At 56.1% G+C, this 12,370-nt stretch carries 10 protein-coding genes; 3 read left to right on the top strand and 7 right to left on the bottom strand.

Going from position 1 to position 12,370, the window contains the following annotated elements; genetic code table 11:
• Nucleotides 1–35 precede the first annotated feature (35 nt).
• Genes DDY07_RS00535 through DDY07_RS00525 form a run of 3 tightly spaced genes read right to left on the bottom strand, consistent with a single transcriptional unit; the run spans nucleotide 36 to nucleotide 2,985 of the window.
• Complete coding sequence (locus DDY07_RS00535) at nucleotides 36–548, bottom strand: hypothetical protein (RefSeq protein ID WP_171694381.1); 513 nt, start codon at nucleotides 546–548, stop codon at nucleotides 36–38.
• Nucleotides 545–1,180, bottom strand: a complete 636-nt coding sequence (locus DDY07_RS00530; protein ID WP_171694380.1) for a hypothetical protein — start codon at nucleotides 1,178–1,180, stop codon at nucleotides 545–547. Before DDY07_RS00530 ends, DDY07_RS00535 begins: the two co-directional genes overlap by 4 nt.
• Nucleotides 1,177–2,985 carry a vWA domain-containing protein gene (locus tag DDY07_RS00525; protein WP_171694379.1) on the bottom strand — a complete coding sequence of 603 codons (1,809 nt, stop codon included), beginning with the start codon at nucleotides 2,983–2,985 and terminating at the stop codon, nucleotides 1,177–1,179. The genes DDY07_RS00530 and DDY07_RS00525 overlap by 4 nt, the downstream gene beginning before the upstream one ends.
• Before the next feature lie 136 nt (nucleotides 2,986–3,121).
• On the opposite strand from DDY07_RS00525, the gene DDY07_RS00520 reads away from it, so the two are divergent.
• The 3 genes from DDY07_RS00520 to DDY07_RS00510 all read left to right on the top strand — a co-directional run bounded on the left by DDY07_RS00520 (nucleotide 3,122) and on the right by DDY07_RS00510 (nucleotide 5,776).
• Nucleotides 3,122–4,294: a phosphoglycerate kinase gene (locus DDY07_RS00520; protein WP_171694378.1), complete on the top strand. Its 1,173-nt coding sequence runs from the start codon at nucleotides 3,122–3,124 to the stop codon at nucleotides 4,292–4,294.
• Between the two features lie 285 nt (nucleotides 4,295–4,579).
• Nucleotides 4,580–4,939, top strand: a complete 360-nt coding sequence (locus DDY07_RS00515; RefSeq protein ID WP_171694377.1) for a hypothetical protein — start codon at nucleotides 4,580–4,582, stop codon at nucleotides 4,937–4,939.
• 309 nt (nucleotides 4,940–5,248) lie between these two features.
• On the top strand, nucleotides 5,249–5,776 hold the full coding sequence (locus tag DDY07_RS00510) for a transposase (protein ID WP_171694376.1): 528 nt from the start codon (nucleotides 5,249–5,251) through the stop codon (nucleotides 5,774–5,776).
• 161 nt (nucleotides 5,777–5,937) lie between these two features.
• Here the strand turns inward: DDY07_RS00510 and DDY07_RS00505 are convergent, their stop codons facing one another.
• The 4 genes from DDY07_RS00505 to DDY07_RS00490 are packed head-to-tail and all read right to left on the bottom strand — an operon-like array spanning nucleotide 5,938 to nucleotide 12,365.
• Nucleotides 5,938–9,039, bottom strand: coding sequence for an efflux RND transporter permease subunit (locus tag DDY07_RS00505; RefSeq protein WP_171694375.1), 3,102 nt, complete (start codon nucleotides 9,037–9,039; stop codon nucleotides 5,938–5,940).
• A complete protein-coding gene (locus DDY07_RS00500; RefSeq protein WP_171694374.1) occupies nucleotides 9,036–10,148 on the bottom strand; it encodes an efflux RND transporter periplasmic adaptor subunit in 1,113 nt (370 codons plus the stop codon). The genes DDY07_RS00505 and DDY07_RS00500 overlap by 4 nt, the downstream gene beginning before the upstream one ends.
• Entirely contained in the window at nucleotides 10,145–11,707 is a 1,563-nt protein-coding gene (locus tag DDY07_RS00495) for an efflux transporter outer membrane subunit (RefSeq protein ID WP_171694373.1), read from the bottom strand. The genes DDY07_RS00500 and DDY07_RS00495 overlap by 4 nt, the downstream gene beginning before the upstream one ends.
• On the bottom strand, nucleotides 11,697–12,365 hold the full coding sequence (locus tag DDY07_RS00490; RefSeq protein ID WP_171694372.1) for a CerR family C-terminal domain-containing protein: 669 nt from the start codon (nucleotides 12,363–12,365) through the stop codon (nucleotides 11,697–11,699). The genes DDY07_RS00495 and DDY07_RS00490 overlap by 11 nt, the downstream gene beginning before the upstream one ends.
• Nucleotides 12,366–12,370 lie beyond the last annotated feature (5 nt).

Raw genomic sequence — 12,370 nt, 5'->3', positions numbered from 1 at the left:
CTATGGTGCGCCCTGACAACAAGCTGCCAAAATCATCAATCAAACACATCCCCCCAATCCGGTGGTGGTGGAGCCTCTTCGGGCGGGGGTTCATCAGAGCTCTGCGACTTTGGCTGCTCGGAATCGGTGTCGGCAAATTGTTCGCCAGTCTCCGCAGCCGGCTCGTCGGCAACCGGTTTTTTAGCCACTTTGGGTAAGCCGTCCACATAACTATCCAGCAAAAGGCACAGGTTTTCGTAAAAACCGGCCACGGTCTGCTGCTGCATTTGCTGCTCTATAAACCCATACAAAAACTGCTTTTCCGCCGCAATCAGGGTGTCGCTGACAGCTTGCGCGGCTTGATCGTCTAAGTGATGCTTACCGGCCAAGGCCAAGGCCAACCTGTCGCCGCGCCGCTCCTGCCGGTCCTTAATGTCTTCCAGCAACTCTTCGATGCCGGCCAGCCGCCGACGTTTATGCCGCCGATTAACGACTAACACCGCGATCAAGCCGGTCAACAACACCAGCGATAGCTCTCCTAAGCCGATAAGCAGCAGAGATTGCATCATTTCCCCAGCTCCGTAATGCTTTCACGCACACCGCGTTCGGCATCATGAAAAATTTGCAGCATCTTTTTACTGCTGTTTTCCAACTCTAAGGCGGTCTGATTGCCGCTAAACACTCGGGTATATTCGGCGGACATTTCGTCTATGGTTTTCATCGCGTTATCCAGTTGCCGCACCAGTTGTTGGTTAATCCGCTCCAAGCCGGCCAATTGGTTCGCTTGGGGCGAATCCTGCGCCGCAGCAACCGGCGCAAGCGTGCCCCGATTCGCCAGCAAATTCTGATATGGCTCGGTTAGCCGACCGATACGTTGCTCGATCTCACTCAACAACACCAATTCGCGTTTTAAAAACAAGCGAATAACCCCTTCAAACACAGCGCGTTCTGATGCATTGACTTCTTGCAACAATGGCTCAATCTCCGCTGTAGCCAACCCGCAGTTTTCTTCCAGAAATTGCTCCAACCAGCGAGTCTTCACGATGGACTGCTCTTCAAGCTCGGTAATGAAATGTTCAATTTCGGCCATCTCCTTCCCTCGCCGGTTTCTCGAGATAAAAAACAGCAAGATAACCAACAGCGTCAAAACCCCCAACGCCTCCGCCGCTAATATCACTACCACGGAATCGAATGGATTCATGACAATCTCTCCAGTAACTGCTGATGTTTATCTGCTTGGCTTTTTTTCAGGTATCGATAGGTAAAAAATCCCCCCACACCCAATATCAGATTGATTACCAACATGATGCCGCCAACCAACAACCAATTGGTTTCCGGGGCGTCCGGCAGCGGATGTGGCTCATGCTCAGCCTGCTCATGTTGCTCGGCATCGGTTTCGTGATCGGTGTTTTCATGATCGGCTGATTCGTGATGCGCATCAGGCTCTGCGGCCGGTACGGCAGCCTCGACTTTCTCGGCAGGAACAAACCAACTGTCATCGATACTCAGCGGTTTGATCGCCGGCGCCAGCGGCTTGCCGGCATGATCTTTAGCCATCACATTAAAATTGACATGCGTGGTGGTCTGCGGCGGCAAACCGGCCAAATCCAGCAGCCAAACCCCGTCTTTATTTGTCAATGCGCGGGTTTCCGGCTCATGCCCGGTTTGGTTAATCACCGCATTGACCACCAAGCCGGCGGGATCGATCAGTTTGGCATCCGGTAACAGTTTTAGGGTGACTTGGCGTTGTGCTGCATCGACGTGCTTCTCGACCGTAATCGGCGTGGCAACGACGTCGATCTCATGAATAATTTCCCGCTTGAAGGTCTTGCCGTCCGCAACGATTTTCAGCAAATGCTTGCCCAAACTTAAATGCTCAGTCTTGTGCTGGTAAAAACCGGGTTCAGCAAGCACGACCGGCATTTTTGCCGGTGCTTGCTGATCCTGGATCACGTCCAGCGTCAGCATGCCCAGGAAATCGGCGCGGGTTATCAGCTTATCCTTGTCGGTGAAATGCGCCTTAATCGGCAAGGTTTCGTTCTCGCCCAAAAAATTCGGAATGTCGCTGAGTTGCAATTTCAGGTCAGTGACGATCATGACTTGGTTATCGGGATCGACTTCCGCCACCAAACGCCATTCACCGATCAACGGTTGCTTGACAGTGATTAGGTCGTAAGCCTGGCTTTCCAGCCAGGACACGTTGGCGACCATGCTTTGTTTACTGATACTTTTGCCGTCCGGCGCAACCAATTGGGTTGGCGCGGCATGCGGTTTTTTGAACACCAACACCGAAAACTCGTGGATGCCGCTATCGACCTGGAATTTATTATCGGTCAGCGGCAAAGTCTCTTTCGGCGCGGCTTTTTGGGCCATTTTCAAAAACACCCGTTGCAATTGCTCCGCCGATTGCGCAGTTTCCGCCCAGCCGCCGGTCTCGAAGGCCAGTTTTTCCAACAATTCTTTATCGGCTTGCTCGGACAATGCCACGGTTTGTACGTTGATGTTTTGCTGCTGGAGCTTGGGTATCCACTCGCTGAGGATGCGCTCGCGGGAATCCGCGCTTTGCATGATGTCCTTGGAAATATCCACAAAACCGTCGGTCAATAAAATCAGATGTTTCTTGCCGCCACCCTTAAAGCCCTGGCTCAACACAGTCTGAATCGCGTCCTCGATGTGGGTATACAAACCGCGAGAATGAATATTGCCGATGGCTTTACCGGCTTGCTGTTTCCAGGCTGCATTGACAGTATCGGTAGCGGACAGCGGCGCGGTTTTTTCCGCGAATAACCAAAACGCGGCCTTGGCACCGTCCGGCAACAAGTTGACCAGCAAGCGGCTGGCCTCGATGCGCAGATTATCCGGATCGTTCTGTTTCATGCTGCCGGATACGTCTATTAACACCTGAATTTCGTCGGCGCCGGCAGCGGCGGGCACGGGTTGGCAGCGCGCAGAATCAACAGTAACCACCAACACGCAGAACACCGTAAAAATAAACGACTTGCACATAAGTCCGCCGATAAAAGTTTAGGCAACGGATAGCAAATATAGTCCAAGCGCCTGACTATTCTGTTATTTTTTAATTCAGGCTGCGGCTGGCGTTACACTTTATAATGTTTTCACTATTTCAACCAAAGGAGAACTTATGTCTATCAAACGAATGGTCGATCTGGATTTGGCCGGCAAGCGCGTGTTAATCCGCCAAGATTTGAATGTGCCGGTTAAAGACGGCAAAGTCACCAGCGACTTACGCATCCAAGCCAGCGTCCCGACCGTGGAAGCCGCATTGGCCGGCGGCGCGGCAGTGATTTTGATGTCACACTTGGGCCGGCCCACCGAAGGCGAATACGACGAAGCGTCCAGCCTGCAACCCGTCGCCGAGCGCTTTTCGCAGTTGCTGGGTCAACCGGTGCGTTTGGTGAAAGATTGGCTGGAAGGCGTGGAAGTCAAACGCGGCGAAGTAGTGCTGTGCGAGAACGTGCGTTTCAATAAAGGCGAAAAGAAAAACAGCGCCGAACTGGGCCAAAAAATGGCCGCGCTGTGCGACATTTTTGTGATGGACGCCTTTGGTACCGCGCACCGCGCCGAAGCCTCGACCCATGCAGTAGCCGAACACGCCGCCGTCGCTTGCGCCGGCCCGCTATTGGCTGCCGAACTGGACGCACTGGGCAAAGCCCTGGAAACCCCTGCCCGCCCCTTGGTGGCCATCGTCGGCGGTTCCAAAGTCTCCACCAAACTGACCGTGCTGGAATCGCTGTCTTCCAAAGTCGATCAATTGATCGTCGGCGGCGGCATCGCTAACACCTTTATCGCCGCAGCGGGTTACCCGGTCGGTAAATCCTTGTATGAAGCGGATTTAATTCCGGAAGCTAAACGCTTGATCGCGTCGGCAAAAGAACGCGGCGCGGATATTCCGGTACCGGTCGATGTGGTCTGCGCGAAAGAATTTTCCGAAACCGCTGCGGCTACCGTGAAAAACGTCGCTGACGTGGAAGCCGACGACTTGATCCTGGACATTGGACCTGAAACCAGCAAGCAATACGCCGACATCCTGAAAACCGCCGGTACTATCGTCTGGAACGGTCCGGTCGGCGTATTTGAAATCGACCAATTCGGCGAAGGCACCAAATCCCTGTCGATGGCAATTGCCGAAAGCCCTGCCTTCTCGATCGCGGGCGGCGGCGACACATTGGCGGCGATAGACAAATACGGCATTGCCGATAAAGTGTCTTACACCTCTACCGGTGGCGGCGCGTTCCTGGAGTTCCTGGAAGGTAAAGAATTGCCGGCGGTCGCTATTCTGCAGACTCGCGCTTAACGCGTTAGCTTTGCAGGTTTAATCGACCCTGCCAGTCTCTTATTATCTGAAATTGGGTACCAGTTGATCCGCATGAAAAATTGTTGATCGACTGGTTGCAACCCGTTGCCTTCTATCACCCACAGTGATTCCATGGCTGTAATTCGATCTTTACCAGACAAAATCTTTTCGTCATCGATGATATACAGAAGGGACAATTATATGCATATCAATAAATTACTTCTTCAAAGAGTATTTTTGGTAAATAGACGAAAACCATCTCATAACTAACCATGTGATGAACGAATGAAACTCCTAGCGGAACCGTCTCGATTCATCCCGTTCCTAGGCATTATTGCGCTGATAGCAGTCGGAATACATACTTCATTTGAATGTACTTCTCGAGATCCAGCTGGCTCAGCTATAAAATGGATGATTGTCTATGTGTCGCCACTGTTGCTCGTTGCCCTCGCGGTCGCTGTAGGAAAAATAAAATCAGCTGCTTTATTTTCTGCCTACTTTGCGATTTCAGTAGGTGGTTATATTGAGTACGGCTATTATTTGTCAGGCGGCCCCAGCCAAATATTGATCTTGGTAATTAGTCTTGTCGCATACTGGATAAGTGGATTTATAGCACTGTTTTCTTTCGATGAATCCAAGCCATGAATTTTGTTGGCTTAGGCTTTCCACATAACTGGACGCTTAAGGGGACGCTGCTCGCCCCATAGCTCCAAGCCGACGCCCTCGATTCCGCTATCGCTGCATCGAGGCTCCGAACGCCAACACCCTTCAATTGCCGGCATGAGCTTGATGGCCGGCAGGATAGCAAGTAGCCTCGATGAAATCGAGGTTTCGAAGACCAACCCCCTTCAATTGCCGATTTGGGTTTGGTAGTCTGTAAGCCGACGTCCTCGATTCCGCTGACGCTGCATCGAGGCTACAATGGCCGGACTTCAATCGACGTAAGGAATGGCGATGGTGGCGTATCGGCGTAATTTCGTGGCGGGTGGCACCTACTTTTTTACGGTGACTTTGCGTGATCGTCGGGCACGTTTCCTGGTCGAACATATCGGCGATTTACGCCGGGCGTTTGCGCAAACCCGCGCCCGAAAACCCTTCGTGATTGAGGCTATGGTGGTATTGCCCGATCATTTGCATGCCATATGGCGTTTGCCGGAACACGATACCGATTATCCCGGACGCTGGAAGTCAATCAAGTCGCTGTTCACTCAAGCGCTGAACAGCCATGGTATCGATGTCGGCAAACGGCATGACGGCAGCGCATCCATCTGGCAACGCCGTTATTGGGAACATACCATTCGCGACGAACAGGATGGGTTGCATCACATCGATTACATTCACTTCAACCCGGTGAAGCACGGTTGGGCGCACCGCGTGCAAGATTGGCCGTTTTCATCGTTTCACCGTTATGTCCATCGCGGTTGGCTCCCTCTGAACTGGGCTGGCGAGAATGTTGCCGATCAGAGTTTCGGCGAACCGTAGCCTCGATGAAATCAATGCTCCGAACGCCAACACCCTTCAATTGCCGGCATAAGCTTGATGGCCGGCAGGATAGTTCGAACATCGCCTGACGCCCTACCCTAGCCCGACCGCTTCTGTTTCATCTTTCCGAATGCGCTATGGATGATGCCGTGTTTCGAAAATCACGATTCGACAGCAACAGCTTTGGGCCCCGTATAGCGTTTCCAAATTGCCAGACCTAGATTCTTGAAATCGTCCAGATAGGTGTAAGCCACCGGAATCACCAATAAACTCAGCAAGGTGGACGTCACCAAACCGCCGATTACGGCGACGGCCATCGGGCTGCGGAATGAGGAATCGGCGTTGCCCATGCCTATCGCAATCGGCAACATACCGGCACCCATCGCAATCGTGGTCATGACAATCGGCCTGGCCCGTTTGTGGCACGCATCCAATAACGCATCCATCCGGCTCAAGCCCTGCTCGCGCCGAGCAATGATGGCGTAATCAACCAACAATATCGAGTTTTTGGTGGCTATCCCCATCAACATCACCAAGCCGATCAACGACGGCATCGAAAACGCCTTGCCGGTCAACAGCAGTGCGACGAAACCACCGCCAAACGACAGCGGCAATGCCGCCAAAATGGTGATGGGTTGCAGGAAGTCTTTAAACAACAACACCAACACGATGAAGATGCACAACACGCCGGTCAGCATGGCCAAACCAAAGCTGGCGAACAGCTCCCCCATCATTTCCGCATCGCCAATGTTGATGCGTTTGACGCCGGCCGGCAGGTTTTTGATGCTATCCAGATTTTCCACCGCAGCGGCAACGTCACCCAGCGGCTGGCCGGATAATTCGATTTCGAAATTGATATTCCGCGAGCGGTCGTATCGATCAATCACGGCCGGTCCGCTGGACAGTTCCAGTTTCGCCACCTGGCCGACCATCACAGCGCCGATGCCGGGCTTGGCGGACGGCACGGCCAAGCGTTCCAATACGCTCAAATCTTGCCGGCCTTCATCGGCGAGTTTGACGACCATCGGCACTTGGCGTTGCGCCAGATTGAGCTTGGATAAAGACCAATCGTAATCGCCCAAAGTGGCAATGCGCAGGGTTTCCGCTAGTGCCGTGGTGGTCACGCCCAGATCGGCGGCGCGGGCGAAGTCCGGCCTTACCGCTATTTCCGGCCGCACCAGCGCGGCGCTGGAGGCGATGCTGCCCAGGCCGGGAATGGTTCTGAGGTCGCGTTCCAGATTGCGGGCGGCGGCGCTCAAAGCCTGTGGATCGTCGCCGCTCAATACCAACACGTATTTTTCGCCGGAAGCGCCCAATCCCACCTTGGTGCGCACGCCGGGGAGTTTTTGCAGGGCCAGGCGGATATTTTGTTCAATGGCCTGTTTACGCACCGGCCGATCCTGGCGATTGGCCAAGGTAATCGTCAACGTGGCCTTGCGGACCTCGCCGGCGCCCTGGTTGCCGGCCATCGGATCGCTACCCGCCGAACCGCTGCCGATGGTGGTGTAAATCGTTTTTACATAGTCGATACCGGCAATCAATTGCCTGGCCGCTTCGGCGGAAGCGCGCGTTTGCGCCAGACTCGAACCGGGCGGCAACTCTACGAATACCTGGGTTTGCGGATTATCGTCCGCCGGGATAAAGCCGGTCGGCAATAACGGAATCAAAAACAGCGAGCCGATAAAAAACGCCGCCGCGCCGCCCATCGTAGCCAGCCGATGATGCAGACACCAGCCCGCCAACTTCATATAAGTGCGCATCACCGCACCTTCCTTGGGCTCAGAATGGTCGAGGTCTTTCAGCATATACGCCGCCATCATCGGCGTCAGCATCCTGGCGACCACCAAGGACGCCATTATCGCCAGCGCCGCCGTCCAGCCGAATTGCTTGAAAAACCGCCCAGCCACACCGCTCATGAAGGCGGTCGGCAGAAATACCGCGACCAGGGCAAACGTGGTTGCCACCACGGCCAAGCCGATTTCATCGGCAGCCTGCATCGCGGCTTGGTAAGGCGTTTTGCCCATCCGCAGGTGGCGGACGATGTTTTCTACTTCGACGATGGCATCGTCCACCAGGATGCCGATTACTAACGATAAGGCCAACAAGGTGATCACGTTTAGCGAAAAGCCCAAATAATCCATGCCCAGGAAGGCCGGAATCACCGACAGCGGTAATGCGACAGCCGAAATAAAAGTGGCCCGCCAATCGCGCAAGAACAGCCAGACCACCAAAACCGCCAGCAAGGCACCTTCGTAAAGCATGGTCATTGAGCCTTGAAATTCTTCCTCGACCGGCGTGACAAAGTTAAACGCTTCGGTGAATTCGATATCCGGATTGGCGACACGCAATTCGGCCAAGGCTTTTTGTACGCCGGCGCCGACTTCGACTTCGCTGGCACCCCGGCTACGGGTCACTTCAAAGCCCACCACCGGTTTGCCGTTCAGCAGCGCCAGCGCGCGCGGTTCCGCTACCGAATCGTCCACCTTGGCGACTTGATCGAGCCTAATGTGGCGGCCATCGGCCAAGGATAGTTGCAAGGGCCGTATTTCCTCGACCGAGGCCACGTTGGCCAAGGTGCGCACCGGTTGCTCGCCGCTACCCAAATCGATCCGGCCGCCGGCGCTCTCGCGCTGGATTTGCCGCAATTGCCGGGAAATGTCCGACGCCGTGGCGCCCAAGGCTTGTAGCTTGACCGGGTCCAGCGCAATCGTTACTTCCCGGCTGACGCCGCCCACCCGATTGACCGCACCAACGCCGCGTACCGCCAATAGGCGTTTGGCTACCGTGTCTTCCACAAACCAGGACAGCGCTTCTTCATCGCGCTGCGCGGAGCTGACGGTTAAGGCCAAAATCGGCGAACCGGCCAAATCCAGTTTGGTGACGACCGGATCGCGCAGGTCGCCCGGCAAATCGGCGCGGACTTTGGACACCGCTGAGCGTACATCGTCCAAGGCTTCCTGCACCGGTTTTTCCAGACGAAATTCGGCGGTAATCGTGGCGCTGCCGTCCTGGACCTTGGAGGTGATGTGTTTCAAACCCTGCAAGGTGGCGATGGCGTTTTCGATTTTCCGCGCCACCTCGGTTTCCAGTTGCGACGGCGAAGCGCCGGGCAGCGAGGTCGAGACAGTGATGGTGGGCAGATCCAGATCGGGGAAGTTCTGGATTTTCATTGCTTTAAAGCTGAGCAAACCGGCGAAACTGAGCAGCACGAACAACATCATCGCCGGAATGGGGTTACGGATACACCAGGCTGAGACGTTCATTGTGTCACCACCCGCACGCTATCGCCGTCGGCCAAAAACGAGGCGCCGCCGGCCACCAACCGGTCGTCGGCGGCCACGCCGGCTAAAATTTCCACCTGGTCGCCATTTCTGCGGCCCAACTGCACTTTGACCTGCTTGACGCGCGCCCGGTCTTCGGTTTGCTCGGTCAACAAAAACACATAACTAAAGCCATCCCGCAGCGACAGCGCCTCTTGCGGCACCGTTAGCGCCGTGGAACTGCCCAATTCAAATTCGCCACGGGCGAACATACCGGCACGCAAACCGGTCTGCGCGGCATGAGGTAAGTCAACATAAACCAGGCCATTGCGGTTTTGCACATCCAGGGTAGGCGCCAGGAAACGTACAGTTCCTTCTAGGCTGCCGACATTCGGGACCTCTACCCTCACCTTATTGCCCGGTTTCAACTGCGTCATTTCGGCGGCGGTAAGCTCGCCGCGCCATTCCAGGCGGTTTTGCCGAATCAAGCGAAACAATTCCTGACCTTTCGTGGCGACCGCGCCCAAGGTGGCGCTACGCGCGGAAATCACGCCGTCGTCGCTGGCCAATACTTTGGTGTATTTCAGGCGTAACAATTGCGCTTCCAACTGCGCCTTGGCGGATTGCAGTTTGGCCTCCGCGGTTTTGGCGCCGGTCAGATACTGATCCACTTGTTGCGCGCTCAAAGCGCCGGATACCGAGACCTTGCGCGCCCGCTCGGCGTTAAGCCGCGCTTCGGCCAGATTGGCTTCGGCTTCGGCCACTATGCCGCGGGCTTGCGCGACATCGGCCAATACGCTTTCGTCCGAAAAGGTGGCCAACACTTGGCCTTTTTTAACGGCTTCGCCGATTTGCACGTTAACCGCGCTCAGGCGCAGATCGCCGATTTCGGCGCCGATCACGGCTTCCTGCCAAGCCGCAATCGAACCGTTAGCCGTGAGGATGAGCGGAATATCATGCGTCTGCGGACGGATCGCGGACACGCTGAGCGCCGGATTGGCAGCCGGTGCTTCGGTAGATGGCGCGGGCTGGCTGACGCGGCCGATCGCTACGCCAATGCCGATTAATAGCAGTAAGGTGGCGAATAGCACGCCTATTTTTCCCTTGGTCATGAGTTTCCTCCGTTGAGCATGTCGTTTTGATTCGGATATAAATGCGTGTTGCCAGTGTCACTAGGTATGGATGGATCTGCCGCCGCCGCTTCCGGATTCGGCGACTCGCCGGCATCCATCCATCCGCCGCCCGCCGCGCGATACAGCGCGATCCAGGCGCCAACCTGTTCCTGCTCCAGTTCTTCTAGCGCCAGTTCAGAGGCCAGCACGTTGCGGCGGGCAGTTTCCACATCCAGCAAATTACCCAGTCCGCTTTGGTAGAGCGTTTGCAGCGCCTGAAAGTTTGCCCGGTAACCGCTGACCGCCTCGCGGCCTTGCGGCAAGCGTTGGCGGCTGCTGTCCAGACGCACCAGGGCGTCTTCGACTTCCTTGACCGCCGTGCGCACCTTGGCGCGGAAACGGCTTTCCGCTGCTTGGTATTGCACCTTGGCGACTTCCACGTCGGCCGCGCGCTTGCCGGCGTCGAACAGTGGCAAGCTCAGCGTCGGCCCTATCGCCCAAGTCTGCGCCAGCATCAACGCCGCGCCGTTGATGTTTTGCAGGGTCGGGGTGATGTTGCCGGACAGGCTCAATTTCGGAAATTGCTTGGCCCGTTGCACGCCGATATTGGCGCTGGCCTCGGCGAGGTCGCGTTCGGCGGCCGCCACGTCCGGCCGTTGCAATAACACCTTGGCCGGTAAGGACGCGATTTCGAACGCTGGCGGAGTGGGCAGTTTCGCCGTCTGATCGGCCGAGCCGTTCAGTAACGACCGCAAGTCGGCTTCCGCGAGGCCGGTCATCGCCACCAGACTTTTGATCGAACGTTCGCACTGGGCTTGTTGTTGCAGCAAGGTTCTGTTGCCTTCGGCGGCACTGGCGGTAGCCAAGGCTACATCGCCCGGCGAGCGGAACCCGCTCTGGCCGGCAACCGCCGCTACCCGCGCCGATTCAAGGCGCGAATCGCTGTCGGTACGCAATAGCTGCACTTGCGCTTCGCAATAGCGATAAGCCAGGTAGGCATCGGCGACTTCCACCGCCACCGCGACCCTGGCGTCGTGCCAGGAGGCGTTGCGCGATTCCAGTTGGCTTTGGGCCACTTCCTGCTGCCGGGCCAAACCGCCAAACAAGTCTATTTCCCAGCTGGATTGCAGTCCGGCCGAGAATTGGTTCCAGATGAACGGCGTGCCGCCAAACGAAGACGAGGAGCGTTTGGAGCCGAACTCTGAATCCAGTTTCGGTAAGATGGCCGCATCGGCGCCCACAAGATTTGCCCTAGCTTCTTCGATGCGCGCTCTGGCGTCGGCGACCGAGGCGCTCACCTGTTCGGCGGCGCTTAACAGGCGAGTCAGGGCCGGGTCTTGAAAGCGCTCCCACCAGCGCATCAGCTCGGCGGGGTCGCCTTGATGCGCCTGTTGGCGCTTGGCCGCGTCCGCTTGCGGCGCTTGCCAGCTCGCAGGCGCCGGCAATGGTTCTGTTTGATAATCAGGGCCGACGGTCGTCAATAAACCGCCGGACCCGCAGGCCGAAAGCAGCAAGGGGATCAGACTCAAGCCCAGCGGCCGCGAGATATTATTGTTCATGGTCGCCATCCCGAGCACGCCGCGCGGCTTCACCTTCGATCATGGCCAGTGCGTAACCGGCCAAGCGTTCGGCCAGCACGTCGATGTTTTGTGGAGAATTTAAAATTTGCGGGGAAATCATCGAGATGACGTCTTGTCCCACATAAAAATGCACCGCCATGCCTATCATCGCGAAAACCAGCCGATGTAAGTCGTCATCAATGCGACTCAATCCCAAATGTTCCTTGAGCAGCAATACCAAAGATTCATGCTGCGGTTTGATTTCCGCATCGATTTCCTGCTGCCAGGCACCGGTCGGCTCGATCATCTCCCGGAAGTGCAGCTTCATCACAAGCCCAAAGTCCTCACCTTCTTTCAGCGGCTCCAGGAATTCGCTGAAAAACCGGGTCAACACTTCGGGCAACGGTAAGTCGGCATAGGCCGCGACATCGGAACCGCAACGTGCGTCGCCCATCGGTTCGAAGAATGCGGCGCGATATAGACCGGCCTTATCGCCGAAATAGTAGCGAATGGCCGAAATATTGGCGCCAGCCGCGTCGCAGATTTCCCGCGTGGAAGCGGCCTTGTAGCCTTTTTCGGCAAACAGCCGCAACGCTGCCATGACCAGCCGACTGCGGGCGTCGTGAGTTTCGGTTTCGGAGTTTTCAGGTGCGACCATGCTGC

It is taken from the genome of Methylomonas sp. ZR1 (genome assembly GCF_013141865.1).
In the GTDB taxonomy this organism is placed as follows: domain Bacteria; phylum Pseudomonadota; class Gammaproteobacteria; order Methylococcales; family Methylomonadaceae; genus Methylomonas.
The sequence above is the reverse complement of the archived record's forward strand: the minus strand, read 5'-3'. Positions and strand labels throughout refer to the sequence as shown.

Excerpts from the sequence above, each read along its gene's own strand:
- DDY07_RS00535 (WP_171694381.1), bottom strand. The coding sequence starts at position 548 with ATGATGCAATCTCTGCTGCTTATCGGCTTAGGAGAGCTATCGCTGGTG.
- DDY07_RS00520 (WP_171694378.1), top strand. The coding sequence starts at position 3,122 with ATGTCTATCAAACGAATGGTCGATCTGGATTTGGCCGGCAAGCGCGTG.
- DDY07_RS00505 (WP_171694375.1), bottom strand. The coding sequence starts at position 9,039 with ATGAACGTCTCAGCCTGGTGTATCCGTAACCCCATTCCGGCGATGATG.
- DDY07_RS00490 (WP_171694372.1), bottom strand. The coding sequence starts at position 12,365 with ATGGTCGCACCTGAAAACTCCGAAACCGAAACTCACGACGCCCGCAGT.
- DDY07_RS00525 (WP_171694379.1), bottom strand. The coding sequence starts at position 2,985 with ATGTGCAAGTCGTTTATTTTTACGGTGTTCTGCGTGTTGGTGGTTACT.
- DDY07_RS00515 (WP_171694377.1), top strand. The coding sequence starts at position 4,580 with ATGAAACTCCTAGCGGAACCGTCTCGATTCATCCCGTTCCTAGGCATT.
- DDY07_RS00530 (WP_171694380.1), bottom strand. The coding sequence starts at position 1,180 with ATGAATCCATTCGATTCCGTGGTAGTGATATTAGCGGCGGAGGCGTTG.
- DDY07_RS00500 (WP_171694374.1), bottom strand. The coding sequence starts at position 10,148 with ATGACCAAGGGAAAAATAGGCGTGCTATTCGCCACCTTACTGCTATTA.
- DDY07_RS00495 (WP_171694373.1), bottom strand. The coding sequence starts at position 11,707 with ATGAACAATAATATCTCGCGGCCGCTGGGCTTGAGTCTGATCCCCTTG.
- DDY07_RS00510 (WP_171694376.1), top strand. The coding sequence starts at position 5,249 with ATGGTGGCGTATCGGCGTAATTTCGTGGCGGGTGGCACCTACTTTTTT.